The sequence below is a fragment of the Halorubellus salinus genome, assembly GCF_020567525.1.
In the GTDB taxonomy this organism is placed as follows: Archaea; Halobacteriota; Halobacteria; order Halobacteriales; family Natrialbaceae; genus Halorubellus; species Halorubellus salinus.
On the sequence record NZ_JAJCVI010000001.1, the window covers coordinates 248,447 to 266,865 of the forward strand.

The following is an 18,419-nucleotide window of genomic DNA, read 5'->3' on the forward strand; positions in this document are numbered from 1 at the left end:
GGTGTATGAGCCGCCGCCCTCTCCCCTCCACCCTCAGCAGCCCGCTCCCCGCGACCGACTCGCCGTCAGTCGACGGGCGCGACGACGCATTCGCGAACGAAGACGCGAACGCGACCGCAGACGCGGACGCTCTCACCCCGATACGGTCACCGGGACCGCATCACGCCGTCGTCGAGAACGACACCGACGGGACGCGCTCGGTCGCCGTCACCGTCACGCGCAGCGACCGCAGCGAGGTCGTCCACACCCTCCACCACGCATGAACCGACGAACCCTCCTCCTCGGCACGCTCGCAGTGGTCTCGAGCACCGCAGGCTGCCTCGAATCCGCGAAAGACTCGGGGACGACGGAAATGGGCACGACCGACGACTCCGGGACGACGGAAATGGGCACGACCGACGACTCGACGACAGAAATGGGCACGACCGACGACTCGACGACGGTCCACGCGATGGACGCTCCCGACCCGGACCACGCCATCTGGGTGGAGAACGAGGCGGCCACCACCCACCAGATTGCCGTGACCGTCACGCAGCACGTCGACGACGGCCCGGACGAGGTCGTCCACGAGTCCACGCACGAACTCCAGCCGAAGGGGTCGGAGTACGTCTACAACCTCAATGAGGCGAATCCGGACGGGGTCGAGCGGTTCAAAATCACCGGAGAAACGGGCGAGCAGACCGCCTCGCGGTTCATGGCGACCAGCAAGTGCTACACCGACTGCGGTATCGTCCTCAGAGAGCGCGGCGAACTCGTCGTCGAACGCCCCATCTGTTGAGCATGAACCGACGAACCCTCCTCGCGACGGCGACGAGCGCCCTCTCAAGCGTCGTGCTCGCAGGGTGTCTGACCGACGACGAACCCGGCGCGTCCACGAGCGAGCGCTCCACGACGCCCCACGACGGCACCGAGACGGAACGCTCGGGGTCGGAGCCCAGCGGATCGTCGACGCCCACGGAGACGACCGACGACGACTCGACGTGGTGGTCGGAGGCGGCGAACGAGCCAGACCCCTCGAAGGAGGTTCGAATCGGGAACGACGGCGAGGACGGCGTCGCACACTCCGTCGGTCTGGAGGTGTATCGCGAGGCGACCGGGACGGTCGTCCACGACGAGCGCCACGAGGTTCCCGCTGGCTCCGAGCTGGTCGCGTACGACACCGCGGACGCGAACCCGGACGGCGTCGAGGCGTTCCGCATCACGTGCACGTTCGAGGACCAGACCGAGACCGTGACCATCGAGACGAGCGAGTGCTACGGCTGGGCCGAGTTCGTCGTCACGGCCGACGACGAACTCGACGGGACCTACACGATCTGCTGAGCACGAACCGGCGAAGGCTCCTCGCTGGCGGGCGAACGACGGTGATTTCGCTCTCGCTCGCGGGACGTGTCGAGTCCGACGACGAACCGAACGCAGGGACCGAGCACAGCCACAGGCCATCGTTGGCTATCGGGACGAAACCCGAAGGATATCTCTCGGAGGGATGGATAGGAACCGCCCGCAAAGATGTTAACATAAAAACTTAATCCAGTGCTGTCAAATCACCGAGTGTGAACCGTCGCACCCTCGTCACATCGGTCGCAACGGTCGGAACGACCGCCGTCGCGGGCTGCTCCGGATTCCTCGACGGGAACGAGACCGGCGAGACGACGAACGACCCCGCAACACCGGTGTTCTCGACCGCAGACGCTTCGGACCGCGAGCGAAGTCAGCCCGAGCAGGTCGACCACGAGCACCTCGTCGTCCTCAAGAACCAGGCCGAAAGTCCTCGCGAGGTCCGATTGACCGTCTTCGACAGACGCCGAGGTGTGCAGGCGTACCTGCTGCAGTCGACGTACGAACCCGGGTTCGACGACGCCGTCTACGACGTCGAGCACGCCGACCCCACGGGCATCCAGTCCTACGAGGTTCGAATCGAGGTCGACGACGAGACGGCGTCGACGGTCCTCTGGACGAACCAGTGCTACGGCGACGCGACGCTCACCGTCACCGCCGACGGGGACGTCACCGCGACCGTCGACACCTGCTGAGAAGGAGTCACGCGTCGAGCGACGCCGTCGCTAGAACGTCGTGAGTTCGCCCTCGATGACGCTGCGCGTGACGTCCGTGACGTCCGCGAGTTCGCGGTCGACGATGCCCTCGACCTCGGGGCGGACGTCGCTGATGGCGACGCCGTCCTCGGTGATGACGTGCGCGTCCGCGACGTGCGGCTGGTCGATCGGGCGTCCGATCTGGCTGAGGAGGCGGATGCGGAGGTCGCGGATGCCGTCGACCTCGGCGACGACCGCCTCGGCGATGCGCGTCGACAGGAGGTTGTAGATCTTCCCGATGTGGTTCACGGGGTTCTTCCCGGACGTCGCCTCCATGCTCATCGAGCGGTTCGGCGTGATGAGGCCGTTCGCGCGGTTCCCACGGCCGACGGAGCCGTCGTCGCCCTGCTCCGCGCTCGTCCCGGTGGTGGTGAGGTAGATGGAGCCCTCCTCGAGGTCGTCGGCGGTGTTCACGTGGACGTTCACCTCGCGGTCGGTGTGCTCGTGCGCGACGTCGGTGACGAACTCGCGGACGCCCTCGACGGCCTCGGTGTACTCCTCGAGACCGCCGACGTAGGAGTCGACCATCGCCGCGGCGACCGTGATGTCGATCTCGTCGCCCTCGCGCTTCCCCATGATCTTCACGTCCTGACCGAGTTCGGGGTTCGTCTCGTGGTACTCGCCGTTGAGGCGGCGTTCGGCCTCGTACACGATGGTCTCCGTCTGCGTCAGCGGCGCGTGCCCGACGCCGAAGCTCGTGTCGTTCGCCATCGGCACCGTCGCGCCGTCCTCGCCGAAGACCTCCTGGAGGTCGCCGGAGCCCTCACCGAGTTTGACGTCGACGACGATGTCGGTCCCGAACTCGAGTTCCGGGAAGTTCGCGTCGATGTAGTCCCGGGCGGCTTCGAGCGCGACGCGACCCGTGGGGATGTGGTGGACGACGCCGTCGTCGGTCTCGTACTCCTGTGTCGCGCGACCGACGATGAGGAGGTAGATGGGTTCGATGACCTCGCCGCCACCGAACGCGGGCGCGGCGTTCCCCGCGACGAGCTGCGTCTCGTCGGTGTTGTAGTGCAGGACCTTCCCGACGCGGTCCAGGTACGTCTGCGCGAGCGCCTGCGAGACGCTCTCGGCGATGCCGTCGCAGATGGAATCGGGGTGCCCGAGGCCCTTCCGCTCGACGATCTCGACCTCCTGGTCCTCGACGGCCAGTCGGTCGATGGGCTCCACGCGAATATTGCGGTCAGTCATTGTCCAATTCCTACCCTGGCGCGGTTTCTATAACTTGCGGAAACGAACAGCGCCAAGAAGATTACTCCAGGTTATTTCTGGTGGTCGTTCACGTCCCTGTCGTCCGCCAGGCTGCGGCGCGTTCGTCCACACGCTCCAGGAGGTCCCGCCTCAGGTACCCGACGACGGTGACGAGCACCAGCGCCGTCGCGAGCGCGACGAACGGCAGCACCTGCTCGCGAGCGAACTGGTCGCCCGCGAGCGCGACCGCCGCGAACGACGGAAACCGACCGACGACGAGGAGCCCGAGGAACCGTCGCTCGCGTAGCTCCGAGAGGCCCGCGAGGAAGCAGATCGCGTCGTCCGGGAACGCCGGCAGGAGGAACACGACGAACAGTGCCGCCTCGCCCTGCTCGTCGACGAACCCGTCGAATCCCTCGAGGACGTCGTCGGTCACCCAGGACTCGACCGCGCTGCGACCGTACGCTCGCGCCAGCCGGAACACGATCCAGCTCCCGGCGACCACGCCCACCATGCTGTAGGTCGTCCCCGCAATCGCGCCGAACAGGTAGCCAGCGAGGAACCCGAGCGTCTGCCCCGGAACCGGTGCGAGCACGACCTGTACGGCCTGTAGCGTCGTGTACGCGACGGGCGCCCACGGCCCGAACTCCCGAACCGTCTCGCGCGCCCACGCTGGCGAGAGCAGGACGCTCGCGTACTCGTGAACCACCCACGCGCTCGCGGCGAACGCGACGACCGTCGCGACCGTCGCGACGAGCGCCCGCCGCCGTGCCCGGTCGGACTCGAAGAACCGCTCGTCGCCGAGCATCGTCATCGCGTCGTCCGCGTCTTCGCGTTCACCGCGAACTTCGCGACGTACGACCGCACGCTCGCCGTCCGCCCGTGCGCGCTCGTCCGGCCCTCGCGTATCGCGTCCAGTATCGGCTGGTAGTCCGCAACCGGGTCCGCCGCCGGGCGAACGTGGACTCGCGTGTAGCCGTCGCCGACGCGAGCCGGCCGGTGCGCGTCGCTCCCGCCGAGGCGAGTCCGGTCGTGTCGGCTCGCGAACGTCCGCGCCTGCCGATTCCGGTACCCGAGGACCGTACAGGCGTTGAACGTCTCCACCGCGTCGAGCGCGTCCGCGTCCCGCAGGACCTCGCGGCCGACGCCGTGACTCGACCGCCGGAACGGATGCGGTGCGACCGCGACACCGCCGCGGTCGTGCACCCAGTCGACCGTCCACGCGAACGAGCGCCCCTCGGGCGGGGTCGTCTCCACGCCGAGCGCGAGCAGGTGGCCACCGAGCGTCGATACCTCCACGCCCGGAATCGCGAACAGCCCGAACTCCGGCGCTCGCTCGACCGCGTACAGCGAGTGATCGACCGCGTCGTGGTCCGTCACCGCGAGCCCGTCCAAGCCCGCATCCGCCGCCGCCGCGAGCACATCTTCGACGGCCGCGTTCGAGTCCCAGGACCCCTCCGTGTGGACGTGCGGGTCGAAAGCGAGCGTCCTCATGGGAGGACCGGCGCGTAGAGCGCCGCGAGGACGAGCAGGCAGACCACGCCCAGGAGGTAGTGCACGCGCTCGGTCTTCGGCGCGCGGTAGTCGGACACCATCAGCGGGCAGGCAGCGGCGACCGTCCCGGCGGCCAGCCAGCCGTTCCACGCCCCGACGTGGGTCGCGAGCACGACGTTTGCGACGACGACGAGGTGCGTGTGGACGACGGTCGTCCCGTGGTAGTGACTCGTCCCGTCCACGTCCACGAACCCCTCCTCGTTGTGGCGGATGAGCCGCAAGCCGCCGAACCCGATGACGAGGAAGCCGACGACCGCGCTGGCGAGGACGTTCGGGGCGAGCGCGTAGTGGAACAGGAGCGCGCCGGTGACGAGGTAGACGAAGATGTCGATGAACGAGTCGACCTGTCGGCCGAGCTTGGAGTCGACGTCGAGGCGTCGCGCGAGCCACCCGTCGAGCTTGTCGAACGCGAACGCGACGAAGGCGAGTGTCACCCCGAGCCGCGTCGCGCCATCGAGGAGCGCGAGTGCGGCGGTCCACGCCCAGAAGAGCGCGACGAGCGAGACGTAGTCCGCCGGGGTGAGGCGGTGGAGGATGTTCCCGGAGTCGTACCGGAAGCCGGTCCGTCGCGCGCCCTCGCCGAGCGTTCGATACGCCGCCGCCAGTGCACCGTCGGGGCCCGTTGACATCGTACGCGTGAACGCGCGGACGCTTGGACTATAATATCTTCGTATAGAATAAATATAGAGGCTATAGACTATATTCTCTGTCTCTGTGGAGTGGACCGTGGCGGCGCTCCCAGGCGAAGGCGCGATAGTAGGCCACTTCGTCCACCACGTCGAACCCGCGTGCCTCGAACGCCCGCTGGGACGGCACGTTGTCCTTCGCGACCAACGCGTACGCCGCGTCGACGCGGTCCTCGGCCGCGAACGAGAGCGCCCTCGCCAGCAACGCGGACCCGACGCCACGACCCCTGTCTTCGGGGTCGACGTAGAGATGCCAGAGGTACGCCCCGTCGAACCGCACCGTCGCCGCGAGCTCACCCACCTCCACCGGGCGCTCGAGCGTGAGGAACGCCCATCCACGGACGGCGTCGACGTCACCCTCGCACAACTCGGCCGCCGGTCGCGCCCCGGCGTCGCGAGCGATCGCCACGAAATCGGCGGGCGCGAGGTCCTCGAAGTCCTCGTCGGGCTGCACGGACAGTTCGCTCGCCCGAACGATGTCCAGGGCGACGTCGTCGGGTGGCGACCGGTCCACCGACGCATCCGAGAGCGCCACGGCGTACACGTACATCGACGTCCCGGTGACGCCGAGCGTGTCCAGCGCGTCGTAGAGCGCCCGGCCGAGCCACGTCCGCGTCACCCGATGAACGCCGAAGTCGACCATCGTTCGTCCCTAGTCGGAACGGCCGTCACAATCAGTATTCCGGTGAGCTACCGAGATATGCACGAGAATACATATTCCGGGTGGGTGGTCGGGGGACTCCCGCTATTTCTCCTCGACGCCGAGCAGCAGGCCGAGGTACGACGTCCTGATCTGGTCGTCCGGGTCGAGGTTGAGCGCGCGGAGCGCGTCCGCGACCCGGTCGCGTGCGCCCTCGACGCCGGCCTCGTCCGTCTCCGTCTCCGCCTCGACGAACGTCCCGAGCCCTGCGACGTCGTCGACCGTCACGGTCACGCCGTCGAGCCTCCAGAACTCGCGGCGCTTCGCGACCGTCGCCGCCGGCGAGAACCCGAGCTCGGCGAACACGCGCGCCATCGTCGCCCCGTCCGCGACGCCCGTCTCGAACTCCTCTCTGGTCTTCGACTCGTCGTCCACGAGGGGGCCCTTGTACGTCACGCGAGTGTCGAACGCGCCGTCGTCGAGCGCGTCCGCCACCGCCTCCACCCCCGGTGGCGCGTCCTCGCCGAGTTCGGTCTCTCGGCGAACGCGCAGCGCCTCGTCGGTCTCCGCGAACTCGCGATGGGGCGCGTCGTAGTACGTGTCCTCCTGGAACACCACGCGCGACCGCGACGCCCCAGCGTCGCGGAGTCGCGCCCGCACGTCGTCGCCGCCCGCTCGCACCTTCATCTCGACCTCGTACATACAACGAGCACGTCGTGGAACCGGGAAAAACGTGGTCGTTCCCGGCGCAATCGTCCGACGAGTCCGCTCGTGCGACACGGTCGAATCCGTTCGCGCGAAGCGCACGCTCGCGGGTCGAAAACGTGGTTCTTAAATGCGGGCTGGGAGACGTATACGACATGACCGACGAAGAAGCCGAGACTGAGGACGCAGCAGCCGAGACAGAGGCAGACGAGACCGAGGGCGTGCAGGACGGAGACTTCGTGAAGCTCGCGTACACCGCCCGCACCGTCGAGAACGACCAGCTCGTCGACACGACCGACCCCGAGGTCGCCGAAGAGGAGGGCATCGACCAGGAAGGCCAGGAGTTCGCCCCGCGAACCATCGTCCTCGGTGAGGGCCACATCTTCGACAGCGTCGAGGACGACGTCCGCGGCAAGGAGGTCGGCGACACCGGGACCGTCGTCGTCCCCGCCGCCGAAGCGTTCGGCGAGTACGACGAGGACGACGTCCGCACCCTCTCCGCCGAGAAGATCCCCGAGGACGACCGTCATCCCGGCGCGCAGGTCCAGATCGACGGCGAGGAAGGCTTCGTGAACACCATCATCGGCGGCCGCGCTCGCGTGGACTTCAACCACCCGCTCGCCGGCGACGACGTCGAGTACGACTACGAGATCGTCGACGTCGTCACGGACGAGGTCGAGAAGGCGTCCGGGCTCTTCGAGATGTTCTTCGACATCGCGCCCGAGATGCACATCGAGACCGACGAGGTCGAGGAGGAGACGATGGTCGAGCCGGACGAGGACGCCGACGAGGACGCCGAGCCCGAGTTCGAGACCGAGGTCGTCGAGAAGCGCTCGCTCTACGTCGAGAGCGTCCCGCAGCTCCAGATGAACCAGCAGTGGATGTTCGGCAAGCAGCAGGTCGCCCAGCAGATCATGAGTCACGTCGACGTCGACCGCGTGGTCGTCCAGGAGATCATCGACGGCGGCGGCATGGGCGGCATGATGGGTGGCATGGGCGGTATGATGGGCGGTATGGGTGGCGAGGGCGCCGACGCCGAGGCCGTCGAGGAAGCACTCGAGGAGGCCGACGTGGACGCCGACGAGATCGCCGCGGAACTCGACGAAGAGTAACCCAGCAGCGCCGATTCTCTCGTTCTCACGCCGCGTAGTGGCGACGCTCGTCGACGGATTCCAGAACGCCCTTGGGAGACGATTCCGACGCGCTCGATATGGACGCTCAGGACCGCGTGCGCGAGTTCCACGACGAACACGAGATGCAGGGCGAACCCGAGTACCAGCTGCTCGACCTCGCGAGCGAGGTCGGCGAACTCGCGGCGGACGCGTGCTCGTCGACCGAGTACGGCGTCGGCGACGGCGACCTCCAGGTCGAGCGCGACGAGATCGGGGACGCGTTATTCAGTCTCCTCTCGTTCGCGAACTCGCTCGACGTCGACGCCGACGCGGCGCTCGACGAAGCCCTAGAAAAGTACGAACGACGCATCGCCGAGACCGGCGACCCCGGGAGCGACAGCTGACGGAGAACGCGAGTCGAGAGAACGAACTCGCCGCCGTCAGTTCCGAACCCAGTCGCGCGCCGTCTTCGCGAGGATGGAGATGTCCTCGAACTTCAGCATCCCGAGCATGTCGCGGAGGTTGCCTGCGTTGACGGAGTCGAGTTTGTCCTTGGAGTGCTTGTGGAGGTCGTCGACGAGGGCGTCGTATCGTTCGTTCGACGCACGGTACAGCATCTCCGTCATGAACAACCGCTTCTTGACCTTCGGCGCGACGCGGTCCTGCCAGAGCTGGTCGTAGACCGCGAGTTCCCGCGCCGACGTGTCACGGTCGCTGTCCGTCAGCGACCGGTCCGCGGTCGCCGCTGCGACCCGGCCGGAACGCATGCACTTGTCGATGCCTTCGCCCCAGAGCGGGTCCACGGTCGGCACCGTGTCGCCGATCGCCATGAAGTTGTCCGTGCTCATGCTATCCGGGAGCTGGACGTGCGCGGACCCACGGTGCTGTTTCCCTTCGAGCTTCACCGCGTCCTCGAAGCGCGGGTCGGTGTCCACCCAGTACTGGAGGTAGTCGTCGATCGTGTACCCGGACTTCGAGTTCTTGCGATGACTCTCGTTCTGGAGGTAGCAGACGCCGACCTTCGCCGTATCCTCGCCAGTATGGAAGATCCACGAGTACCCGCCAGGCGCGATGTCGTGGTCGAGTCGGAGCATCATCGAGTCCGTCAGGTCAGCGTATCCCCCGGCGTCGACGTCGACGTTCTCGTACTCGAACTCGATACCGATCGCTTGCTTCTCGCGTTTCAGGCCGCAGACGTCGAGCGCCTTCGCGAGCGGCGCCGCCGGCCCGGTCGCGTCGATGACGATGTCGGCGTAGATCTCCTCGTCGCCGTTGTACTTCACGCCGACTATCTCGTCACCGTCCATGATGGGTTTCGAGACGCGCGCGTCGAACCGGTACTCCGCGCCGTCGGCGACGGCCTCGTCGACGAGCCAGTTCTTGAAGTCCGCGAACTCCAGCACGGCGCCCGGCTGATGGCGACGATAGTGATGGTTCGGCGATTCGAGGATGACGTCGTCCGTGAAGTTCATCACGACCTCGTCGGGGATTCCGAACGACGCCATCGTCGACGGGAACGTCCCCGCGGTCGACTTGTTGCTCCTGCTCGGGAACTCGTCCTCGGTCTCGGTCTCGAGTACGACCACGTCGTACCCGCGCGACGCGAGGTCTCGCGCCGCCTGTCCACCTGCGGGGCCCGCACCGGCGATAACCACGTCGTGTGTGTCTGTCATGGTAGGGTAGGAATCATCGCTATAGAGTCGATGTTCGTCGTCCTTGTGCATCCGTACTGACCGGTCCTTGTAATTTGTGCTGGTTTCGAACGCTCAGGTTTCTCGCGGCTGACTCTGTCGATATCTTCGGTCTGTGGTGGTTCTACGGGGTGATGCGGCGGTTCGAGCGTGTGTTACGCTCGGCGCGAGCGTCGGGCTCGGAGCGAGGGGTGCCCGCCGAGACTGGGAACGTCCTCGTATCTGGTGTGCTCGGGCGTGATACGGTCGGACGTGAAGTGATCGTACCTGGGGCGGTCGTCACGCGACTGTGGTGGTCGTCACGCGATGTCGCGGCTGGTGTCGATGGCGACCTCGTCGGATAGCTCGAGTTTGATGGATTCCTTGAGCGCGGTGCCGCCCCGGAACTTCGGGACGGTCAGACGGTTCTCGAGTTCGCTCCCACGTACCTGGGTCTCCAGGTCGAAGACGACGTCCGCCATGTGCTTCGTCGACGACCGGTTCTGGGGTGGCGTCTGCTCTTTCATGCAGTGCATGATGGCGATCGAGCCCGTGTTCACCATGTGCGTCTGGAGTTCGGTCATGAAGTTCCGGAAGCGGTTCCGGTCGCCGCGCTCCAGGACGTTCGCGGTGTCGATGATGAGGTTCGCGCCCTCGGGGAGCGCGCGGATGAGGCGGTTCGCCTGGTCGAGCGGTTCGCTCCCGGAGATGTCCCGGACCGTCGGCGAGCCGACGGGCGCGTTCGTCTTCTCGATGGCGTCCCGGACCGCCTGGTCGGAGCGCTCGGTCGTCAGGTAGAGGCTGCCGCGGGCCGCCGTGAGCTCGTAGAGGATGAGTTCGGACTGACTCGCCGGCTCCGCCGTGAGCGCGACGATGGTACCCGGCGGTAGCCCCCCGTCGAGCTTCCGGTCGAGAACCTCTATGCCCGTCTCCAGACGCCCCGCCATGTGCCTCTGGGTTGGCCTTCACTCCGTAAAAAGGTGTCTGCCGCGTCGAAGTGCCTTACAGAGCCGCCCCACGGCGGCCCGATGCGCTGGGGCGGTCAACGGGTCGTCGTCGACGACCGGGACGGTGACGACGCGTGGTGCGCCGAGGACGTCCTCGAGTGCGCGCGGTGGGCGGTCGCCGACGACGACGGCGGCGACGACGGGCGTCTCGAGTGCGCGAGCCATCGCCGCGGTCTTGGCGGTGTCGCGGACCGCGGCGGGCGTCGGGCGCGTCACGAGGACGACGCCGTCCGCGGCGGCGAGCGGGCGCGCTGCGTCGGGTCCACCGCCACAGGGTGCGTCGACGACGACGCAGCGGCGGGAGCGACCCCCGGTCGCGTTCCGGTCGCCGCTCGTGCCGTCGGGCGCTCGTAGCTCGGAGAGCGCTCGCTCGAACGCGTCGGTCGCGTCGGCTGGCGGTGCCGGGGCGACGCGGACCCCCGAGAGCGACGGGGCGGGCCGCCCGCGCGGACACTCGAGGACCGTCGGCGTCCGGTCGACGCCGACCATCGCGTGCACGTCCGGCATGTCTACGTCCGCGTCCACGACCGTCACCGTCCGTCTCCGTCCGTCGTGCGTTCGTGCGGCCGAGAGTTCGCGCGCGAACGCGAGTGCAGTCGTCGTCTTCCCCGTCCCACCCTTCCCACCGGCGAACGCGAGCATACCAGCGGTCGCCGCCGCATCGCCCTTGAACTCGCGGCCAGGCCACGGCCCGAATCACGGCCGTGGTGCGACCCGAACGGATTGATTCAAGGGCCGGGGGCGGGTGGTGTCACGTGATGCGTCACGACCACCTGCTCACGGCGCGACAGCTCTCGCGCGAGGACATCGAGGAGGTCCTCGACCGGGCCGCGGAGCTCGACGCCGACCCGTCGGCCGCCCGCGAACGGAACGCGGGCACGCTCCTCGGGTTGTGTTTCTTCGAACCGAGCACGCGAACGAAGATGAGCTTCGAGGCCGCGATCAAGCGCCTCGGCGGCGACGTCGTCGACATGGGGAGCGTCGACTCCTCATCGGTCAAGAAAGGCGAGAGCCTCGCGGACACCGTCCGCGTCATCGAGGGGTACGCGGACGCGCTCGTGCTCCGACACCCACTGGAGGGCTCCGCGAAGATGGCGAGCGAGTACGTCGACGTCCCGCTCCTGAACGCCGGCGACGGCGCCGGCCACCATCCGACGCAGACGCTCCTGGACCTCTACACGATCCGGGAGACCGCCGGGCTCGACGACCTCACTATCGGTATCATGGGCGACCTGAAGTACGGGCGGACCGTGCACTCGCTCGCGACCGCGCTCACGAACTTCGACGCGCACCAGCACTTCGTCTCGCCGGAGTCCCTGAAGCTCCCGCGGTCGGTCCGCTACGACCTCCACGAAGCCGGCGCGAACGTCCGCGAGCACACGGACCTCGAGGAGGTGCTCCCGAGCCTGGACGTCCTGTACGTCACGCGCATCCAGCGCGAGCGCTTCCCCGACGAGAACGAGTACCACAAGGTCGCGGGCCAGTACCAGATCGATGCCGAGACGCTCGAGGCGGCGAGCGACGACCTGACGGTCATGCATCCGCTCCCGCGCGTCGACGAGATCGCGCCCGAGATAGACGACACCGCGTACGCGAACTACTTCGAGCAAGCGCACAACGGCGTCCCGGTGCGGATGGCGTTGCTCGACCTGCTTATGGAGGACGACCAATGACGGAGAAAGAGCTCCGCGTCTCGAAGATCCGCAGTGGGACCGTCATCGACCACGTTCGCGCCGGGCAGGCGCTGAACGTCCTCTCGATGCTCGGCATCGACGGGTCGAGCGGCGAGGAGATCTCCGTCGGGATGAACGTTCCCTCGGAGGCGCTCGCGCGGAAGGACGTCGTGAAGGTCGAGGGTCGCGAGCTCAGTCAGGACGAGCTCGACGTGCTCTCGGTCATCGCGCCGGACGCGACCGTGAACATCGTTCGCGACTACGACGTCGTCGAGAAGAATCGCGTGGAGCGCCCGGACCGGGTGACTGGCGTGCTCGCGTGCCCGAACCGGAACTGTATCACGACCGCGGACGAACCCGTCGAGTCGGCGTTCGCGGTCCTCCGTGACGGCGTGCGCTGCGAGTACTGCGACACGATCGTTCGCGAGGACATCGCAGCGCTCATCGACGGTTGACACGAAGCCGCGCGACGGCGGGTGACGGGCGAGTCGTCCCCTCGCGTCGGGGACCCTCGTCGCGTTCGACGGCCCCCGGTTCAGTAAGTCATAAATAGTCAAAGCTCGAACGTATCCGTATGTCCAAGAAGGTCAAACTCCTGATCGCGGTGGTCGCAATCGCCCTCCTCTACAAGACGTTCTCCGGCGGTGACGAGACCGTCGAAGTCGAGTACGACGCCGAGTAACGTCCTCCAGCGCTCCGGGCGCCGCCGCCGGCCGCGTCGCCCGCTTCCGAACGGTTTTCGTGTATCCACCCCCCACCGAGTGGTATGTACGGCGTCGTCACGCGGAACGAGCCGGAGCTCGATTGGCCGTCGTTCGACCGTGCGTTCTACGAGGTCAAGGACGTCACCGGGCGAGCGGTCGAACCCGAGCCCGAGGGCGTGAACATGATCTCGTGCTTCGGTGACACGGCCGCGGGCGAGGCGAAGCCGGACCTCGTCCCCGTGAGCGAGGACGGTGAGCGAGCGACGCGCGAACAACCGTACTTCGACTGGGGGTACGTCTGTCCGAGCCGCGAGCGCTACCGCGAGGGGCTCCTGGAGATGATCGAGGATGCGGCCGCGGCGAACCCGGACGTGCGACTCGACGACGTCGGGTTCCCGCGCGCCGAGTACTGTCACTGCGAGCACTGCGAGGACGCGTTCGCCGACAGCGAGTTCGAGGACTGGTGGGCGTGGCGCGAGGCGACCATCACCGACTTCGTCGCCGAGGCCACGGACCGCATCCCGGGGAAGGTGTACTTCACGCTCTACCCGGACCCGTACCCGGGGCATCTGGAGGAGCGCGCTGGCCTGAACGTCGACGCGCTCGCGGAGTACGTCGACGAGTTCGTCGTGCCGCTGTACGATACGGCGTACGGGACGACGTACTGGCTGGAGACCATCGCGAAGGGTTTCCGGTCGCGCATCCCGGACGGCGTCGACCTCGGCATCGAACTGTACGCGGTCGAGGTGGAGGTGGATAACCTCATCCACGCGACGGAGGTCGCGGACGCGTACGCGGACGGCGTCTACTTCGGGTACGACGCGAGCCAGGCGCAGGCGGCGCTCCGCCGGATGAAGGCGGACGCGCGCGACGGCGAGAGTCACGGCGCGCCCGAGTGACCGATGTCGTGCGGCGACGACGCGCCAGCGGGCGCCGTGGGGGCGGGGACGTGGGGTCGGCTCGGGCGTCCTACCGAGTGAGCCCCGCCCCGTCCCCGACCCTTCACTTGCAGCGGTGGTGGGGGGTCGGTCAGACGGGGAGTGCGCGGTCGCGCCACTGCCGGAGGTCCTCGCGGTCGCGGGTGTCCTCGGGGAGGACGTCGAACCACTCCGCGGCCGTTATCTCGCCGTCCGGGTCCTCGACCGCGGGCTCGTGCGTCCGCGCTTCCGCCGCGAACACCGGGAGTGCGCCGGTGACCGCGTACGAGCCGTGCCGGACGTCGATGCGGCCCAGCAGCGCGAGTCCGTCGTAGTCCGCGGCGACCCCGGCCTCCTCCGCGAGTTCGCGCTCGGCGGCCTCGCGGAACGACTCCTCCGGGTGGACGCCGCCACCGGGCACGACCCACTTGTCGACGCCCTCGTGGTACACGAGCAGGAGGTCGCCGCCGTCTCGATAGACGACCGTGTGCGCGCCGAAGGGGGCGCCGGACTGGGCGACGCGCTCGGCGACGCGCTCGAACTGCTCGCGACACACGTCGCGGGTCTGGTCGCACGCGAGGTACTCGTCGTGACCGTCGTCGAGTCGGTGGTACGCGCGCTCGCCGACCTGCGTGGCGCGATCGGCGAGGAACCAGAGGTCGTCTACCGGCATCGCCGCGTGCCTCGAGCGCTGCCGGCGGTCGACCGTCGAACCGGACCGTGGAGGTGGGGACGAGCGAAGGACTGGGTCATACCAGCGCGTATGCGAACGCGACCCAAAGGCGCTTCGCTATCCGCTCGCCGCGCAGGACCGCTCGGTCGCGTTGCCCAACGGTGTCGGTATCGGCACTGGCCGCCGGTTCCTCACGTGCCTTTCGGGCCCCGCTCGTACCCGGGGGTGATGACACGAGCACTGTTCTTCGTCAGCGAGGACGGCTACTGGGGCGAGGAGTGCATCGAACCCCTGACTACCCTGAAGGACGCCGGCGTCGACGTCGACGTCACCACGCCAGCGGGGAACCCGCCGGTTGTCGACGACCGCTCGGTCGACCCCGACGAGGTCGGCGAGGAGACCTCGGAGTTCGTCCTCGACGTCCACGAGAACGACCCGGACCTGAACGACCCCGAGCCGTTCGCCGCGGTGGACGCGAGCGAGTACGACGCCGTCGTCTTCCCGGGCGGCCACGGCACCGTCTGGGACGTCAACCAGGACGTCCACGCCCGGACCGCGCTCCGGACCGCAGTCGCCGGCGACGACGGCGTCGCGCTCGTCGTCTGTCACGCCGCCGGCCTCCTCGCGTTCACCAGGGCGGCGCCACGCGCCGCCGACAGCGCGAGCGGCGACGAGCCGCGAGCGCGAACCGACGACGGCGAGTTCCTCGTCGACGGCCGCGACGTCACCGGCTTCCCGAACGCGTGGGAGGACGGCATCGTCGACGAACACGACCGCCTCGACGGCCGGAAGCTCCCGTACTACGTCGAGGACGAGGTCGTCGCGGCCGGCGGGAACTGGGACGCCGAACTCGACGCCGACACGAGCGTCACGGTCGACGGCGACCTCGTCACCGCACGCGGCCCCGGGTCCTCCGCAGCAGCAGCCGACGTCCTGCTCGACGAACTCGGGCACTGACGCCACCTCGCGAGCGCGCACAGTCCCGTCGACGAACGCGACCGTCGGCCCGTTCGTATCGAGTCCTTTTTACTCGCGCCGGGGGAACGCGGTGGTATGAGCTTCGAGGAAGACGACACCGTGGTCCTCCACGACGAGCACAGCGAGTACGACGGCCAGACCGGCACCATCACGCAGGTCATGGAGTCCATGTTCGGCGACGCGAACTACACAATCAGCTTCGAGGACGGCCAGGAGTCCGGCGTCCCCGAGGACTCCCTCGAACTCGTCGACGAGGACGAGGTCGAGGACGACGAGGAATAACGCGGTTCTGGAGCGCCTATGGCGAGTGTTCCCTTTCACTACGTGGACGTCCGGACGTTCGCGTACGCGACCGAGGACGAGAAACGCGTCGAGCAGGCGCTCCGTCACTTCCTGCCCGAGGACGTCGAGATAGAGCGAACGTCGTCCGAGGGCCATCACGGGGACCGCATCGACATCCTCTCGGCACGCATCGAGAACGCCGACGACCTGCGGTACGCGCTGAGTCGCGTCGCGAACCTCGACGACACCGAGTCGCTGCTGGACGAGATAGAGGAGCGCGTGACAGAGCACTGCGAGTTCTTCCTGCATCTCGACAAGCAGGCCGCCTTCGGTGGCGAGTCCGCGCGCGGCGACGGTATCACGTTCCGCGCGAAGGTCGAGGCGTATCCGGCCAAGCGCGAGAAGGCCATCGAGAACGCGCGCCGGACCATCGAGGAACTCGAGGAGCACGAGGTTCGCGTCCCCGACGACGGCGAGAACGACACCGAGGGCGGCGCGGCCGGCGACGACGCCGACGCGACCAACGGCGACGCCTAGCGCGATGACGGGGGTCGCCGTGGGATGACGGGGTTCTACGAGGCCGTTCACGCGCGACCGGACGGCGAGTCGACGGTGCGTCGATGCGTCGAGCACGCGGCGAGCCTCGGCTACGAGGGCGTCGTCGTCCGGAACCACGGGGACGCGCGCGCCGACGTGGACGTGGACGCTGTGGCGGACGCGGTCGGTATCGACGTCGTCGACGGCCTGGAGGTGCGGGCGAACTCGCCCGAGCAGGCCAGCGGGTACGTCGGGAACTACCGGCCGAAGTACACCGTCTTGCTCGTGCACGGTGGCACGAACGAGATGAACCGGTTCGCGGTCGAGCAGGACCGCGTGGACGTGCTCGCGCACCCGATGCGCGGCGACGGCGACTTCAATCACGTGCTCGCGAAGGCCGCGGCCGAGCACGGCGTCCGCGTCGAGTTCGACCTCTCGGGCGTGCTGCGCGCGACCGGCGGCCGGCGCGTCCAGGCGCTCGGCGACCTCCGGAAGCTCCGCGAACTCGTCGAGTACTACGACGTGCCTTACGTCGTGAGCGTGGACGGGACGAGTCACCGGCACCTCCGCGGGCCGCGCGCGCTCGCGGCGGTCGGCGAACGCATCGGGTTCTCGCGCGAGCAGGTCGAGGACGGCCTCCGCGAGTGGGGGCACCTCGTCGCTCGCAACCGCGAGGTCACGTCCCCGGACTACGTCGAGCCGGGCGTGCGTCGCGGTCGGTACCGCGACCGTCCGGACACTGACGGCAACCGATCAGTGACCGACGGCGACGACTCCGGGGCGTAGCGCGAACCCGCGGCGTTCTTGACGCGGGGTCGCCAACCCGGAGGCATGAAGCGACCGATCGAGGAGCACGCGGCGCGGTTCGACGAGATGGCGGCGACGTACGACGACCAGGAGAACGACACCGACGAGTACCGCGCGTGCGTCTCGCTCGTCGTCGACGCGGCGCGCGACGCGATCGACGCGGAGTCGACGGTGCTCGACCTCGGCTGTGGAACCGGTGCCATCGGGCTGTCGCTCGCCGAGGACGCGGGCCGCGTCCTCGGCCGGGACATCAGCGACGGGATGCTCGCGCAGGGCCGCGAGAAGGCAGCGGACGCCGGGTTCGAGAACGTCTCGTTCGACGAGGGGCGGTTCCGCGAGCCGAACGTCCCGGAGGACGTCGACGTGGACGTCGTGGTGTCGAACTTCGCGATGCATCACCTCGCGGACGACGAGAAGCGCGAGGCCCTCGCGGCGGTCGCCGCGCTCGACCCCGACCGGTTCGTGCTCGGCGACGTGATGTTCTTCGGGCTCCCGGACCCCGAGGAGCCGTTCTACTCGCCCGAGGTCGACGACCCGGCGACCGTCGGCGCCCTCGCGGAGGCGTTCACCGACGCGGGGTTCGCACTCACCGACGCGACGAGCGTCCACGACCAGGTCGGCGTCCTCGTCGGTGACGACGTCGACGAGCTCGCGGCCGGCGACCACCGCGCGTTCGCCCGAGCGGACACCGACGCGGTCGGCGACGGGCCGCGATGAAGCACCTCCCCAAGCACCTGCGGCCGAAGTGGCGGTACGTCGCGGTCGCGCTGGAGACCGACCCGGAGGTCTCGCTGTCCCGGGGCGCGTTCCAGCGCGAACTCTGGTACGCGGCCCAGAACCTCCTCGGAGACGCCGTGAGTGCGGACGCAGACGGCACCGTCGTCCGATTCCAGTTCGGGAACGGCGACGGGAGCGCGGTCGTCCGCGCCCGGCGCGGGCACGTCGAGGACCTCAGAGCGGCGCTCGCGTGCATCGAGACCGTCGACGACGCCACCGTCGCCGTGACCGTCCGTGGCGTCTCCGGGACCATCCGTGCGTGCGAGGAAAAGTTCATACCTGCTGGGACGGAACGTCCGGACCGACGCGAGGTCGCGTTCGCGAACGGTCGTCGTCGCGCTATCGTGCGCGGTGACCGCGTCGCGGTGGACGTCGACGGCGAGCGCGCGTACGCGACCAGCGAGGACGTGGAGTGA

Annotated in this window: 24 protein-coding genes and 1 pseudogene; 15 read left to right on the forward strand and 10 right to left on the reverse strand. The window is 68.4% G+C overall.

The window, feature by feature from the left end; genetic code table 11:
- The first annotated feature begins 5 nt into the window (after positions 1–5).
- The 4 genes from LI336_RS01225 (at position 6) to LI336_RS01240 (ending at position 2,030) form a co-directional block, all read left to right on the forward strand.
- Positions 6–263 carry a hypothetical protein gene (locus LI336_RS01225; protein WP_227130799.1) on the forward strand — a complete coding sequence of 86 codons (258 nt, stop codon included), beginning with the start codon at positions 6–8 and terminating at the stop codon, positions 261–263.
- On the forward strand, positions 260–778 hold the full coding sequence (locus tag LI336_RS01230) for a hypothetical protein (RefSeq protein ID WP_227130800.1): 519 nt from the start codon (positions 260–262) through the stop codon (positions 776–778). The genes LI336_RS01225 and LI336_RS01230 overlap by 4 nt, the downstream gene beginning before the upstream one ends.
- 2 nt (positions 779–780) lie before the next feature.
- A complete protein-coding gene (locus LI336_RS01235) occupies positions 781–1,320 on the forward strand; it encodes a hypothetical protein (protein WP_227130801.1) in 540 nt (179 codons plus the stop codon).
- Positions 1,321–1,550: 230 nt separating this feature from the next.
- A complete protein-coding gene (locus LI336_RS01240) occupies positions 1,551–2,030 on the forward strand; it encodes a hypothetical protein (RefSeq protein ID WP_227130802.1) in 480 nt (159 codons plus the stop codon).
- Between the two features lie 30 nt (positions 2,031–2,060).
- Here LI336_RS01240 and LI336_RS01245 read toward each other — a convergent pair whose 3' ends face one another.
- The 6 genes from LI336_RS01245 to cyaB form a co-directional block, all read right to left on the reverse strand.
- Complete coding sequence (locus tag LI336_RS01245) at positions 2,061–3,281, reverse strand: methionine adenosyltransferase (protein WP_227130803.1); 1,221 nt, start codon at positions 3,279–3,281, stop codon at positions 2,061–2,063.
- A gap of 88 nt (positions 3,282–3,369) precedes the next feature.
- A complete protein-coding gene (locus tag LI336_RS01250) occupies positions 3,370–4,095 on the reverse strand; it encodes a TVP38/TMEM64 family protein (RefSeq protein WP_227130804.1) in 726 nt (241 codons plus the stop codon).
- On the reverse strand, positions 4,092–4,775 hold the full coding sequence (locus LI336_RS01255) for a CehA/McbA family metallohydrolase (RefSeq protein WP_227130805.1): 684 nt from the start codon (positions 4,773–4,775) through the stop codon (positions 4,092–4,094). Before LI336_RS01255 ends, LI336_RS01250 begins: the two co-directional genes overlap by 4 nt.
- Positions 4,772–5,464, reverse strand: coding sequence for a CDP-alcohol phosphatidyltransferase family protein (locus tag LI336_RS01260; protein ID WP_227130806.1), 693 nt, complete (start codon positions 5,462–5,464; stop codon positions 4,772–4,774). Before LI336_RS01260 ends, LI336_RS01255 begins: the two co-directional genes overlap by 4 nt.
- 61 nt (positions 5,465–5,525) lie before the next feature.
- Positions 5,526–6,164, reverse strand: a complete 639-nt coding sequence (locus LI336_RS01265) for a GNAT family N-acetyltransferase (RefSeq protein ID WP_227130807.1) — start codon at positions 6,162–6,164, stop codon at positions 5,526–5,528.
- Positions 6,165–6,266: 102 nt separating this feature from the next.
- Positions 6,267–6,863, reverse strand: coding sequence for a class IV adenylate cyclase (gene cyaB / locus LI336_RS01270; protein WP_227130808.1), 597 nt, complete (start codon positions 6,861–6,863; stop codon positions 6,267–6,269).
- Positions 6,864–7,021: 158 nt separating this feature from the next.
- Between cyaB and LI336_RS01275 the strand changes: the two genes are divergently transcribed.
- Entirely contained in the window at positions 7,022–7,978 is a 957-nt protein-coding gene (locus LI336_RS01275) for an FKBP-type peptidyl-prolyl cis-trans isomerase (RefSeq protein WP_227130809.1), read from the forward strand.
- 98 nt (positions 7,979–8,076) lie between these two features.
- Positions 8,077–8,382 carry a MazG nucleotide pyrophosphohydrolase domain-containing protein gene (locus tag LI336_RS01280; protein ID WP_227130810.1) on the forward strand — a complete coding sequence of 102 codons (306 nt, stop codon included), beginning with the start codon at positions 8,077–8,079 and terminating at the stop codon, positions 8,380–8,382.
- 36 nt (positions 8,383–8,418) lie between these two features.
- Here LI336_RS01280 and LI336_RS01285 read toward each other — a convergent pair whose 3' ends face one another.
- The 3 genes from LI336_RS01285 to LI336_RS01295 all read right to left on the reverse strand — a co-directional run bounded on the left by LI336_RS01285 (position 8,419) and on the right by LI336_RS01295 (position 11,297).
- A complete protein-coding gene (locus LI336_RS01285) occupies positions 8,419–9,651 on the reverse strand; it encodes a digeranylgeranylglycerophospholipid reductase (protein WP_227130811.1) in 1,233 nt (410 codons plus the stop codon).
- A gap of 317 nt (positions 9,652–9,968) precedes the next feature.
- Positions 9,969–10,595, reverse strand: coding sequence for an RAD55 family ATPase (locus LI336_RS01290; protein WP_227130812.1), 627 nt, complete (start codon positions 10,593–10,595; stop codon positions 9,969–9,971).
- A gap of 18 nt (positions 10,596–10,613) precedes the next feature.
- Entirely contained in the window at positions 10,614–11,297 is a 684-nt protein-coding gene (locus LI336_RS01295; RefSeq protein ID WP_227130813.1) for a MinD/ParA family ATP-binding protein, read from the reverse strand.
- 116 nt (positions 11,298–11,413) lie between these two features.
- Between LI336_RS01295 and pyrB the strand changes: the two genes are divergently transcribed.
- From pyrB to LI336_RS01310, 3 genes are all read left to right on the forward strand, one after another.
- Positions 11,414–12,328 (forward strand): aspartate carbamoyltransferase, encoded by a 915-nt coding sequence (gene pyrB / locus LI336_RS01300; RefSeq protein WP_227130814.1) that lies wholly within the window; start codon positions 11,414–11,416, stop codon positions 12,326–12,328.
- Positions 12,325–12,783, forward strand: coding sequence for an aspartate carbamoyltransferase regulatory subunit (pyrI, locus tag LI336_RS01305; RefSeq protein ID WP_227130815.1), 459 nt, complete (start codon positions 12,325–12,327; stop codon positions 12,781–12,783). Before pyrB ends, pyrI begins: the two co-directional genes overlap by 4 nt.
- 311 nt (positions 12,784–13,094) lie before the next feature.
- Positions 13,095–13,931, forward strand: a complete 837-nt coding sequence (locus LI336_RS01310) for a hypothetical protein (RefSeq protein ID WP_227130816.1) — start codon at positions 13,095–13,097, stop codon at positions 13,929–13,931.
- Between the two features lie 130 nt (positions 13,932–14,061).
- On the opposite strand, the gene LI336_RS01315 is transcribed toward LI336_RS01310, so the two are convergent.
- Positions 14,062–14,622, reverse strand: coding sequence for an NUDIX domain-containing protein (locus tag LI336_RS01315; RefSeq protein ID WP_227130817.1), 561 nt, complete (start codon positions 14,620–14,622; stop codon positions 14,062–14,064).
- A gap of 228 nt (positions 14,623–14,850) precedes the next feature.
- Here LI336_RS01315 and LI336_RS01320 point away from each other — a divergent pair, with 228 nt between their 5' ends.
- From LI336_RS01320 to LI336_RS01345, 6 genes and pseudogenes are all read left to right on the forward strand, one after another.
- A complete protein-coding gene (locus LI336_RS01320; protein ID WP_227130818.1) occupies positions 14,851–15,579 on the forward strand; it encodes a DJ-1/PfpI family protein in 729 nt (242 codons plus the stop codon).
- Positions 15,580–15,675: 96 nt separating this feature from the next.
- Complete coding sequence (locus tag LI336_RS01325; RefSeq protein WP_227130819.1) at positions 15,676–15,882, forward strand: DUF1918 domain-containing protein; 207 nt, start codon at positions 15,676–15,678, stop codon at positions 15,880–15,882.
- A gap of 18 nt (positions 15,883–15,900) precedes the next feature.
- Positions 15,901–16,323 (forward strand): annotated as a pseudogene (locus LI336_RS01330) (RNA-binding protein); the annotation flags it as partial.
- Positions 16,324–16,443: 120 nt separating this feature from the next.
- A complete protein-coding gene (locus LI336_RS01335) occupies positions 16,444–17,205 on the forward strand; it encodes an RNase P subunit p30 family protein (RefSeq protein WP_227130820.1) in 762 nt (253 codons plus the stop codon).
- A 45-nt stretch (positions 17,206–17,250) separates the two neighbouring features.
- Positions 17,251–17,943 carry a class I SAM-dependent methyltransferase gene (locus LI336_RS01340; protein ID WP_227130821.1) on the forward strand — a complete coding sequence of 231 codons (693 nt, stop codon included), beginning with the start codon at positions 17,251–17,253 and terminating at the stop codon, positions 17,941–17,943.
- Positions 17,940–18,419: an Rpp14/Pop5 family protein gene (locus tag LI336_RS01345; protein ID WP_227130822.1), complete on the forward strand. Its 480-nt coding sequence runs from the start codon at positions 17,940–17,942 to the stop codon at positions 18,417–18,419. The genes LI336_RS01340 and LI336_RS01345 overlap by 4 nt, the downstream gene beginning before the upstream one ends.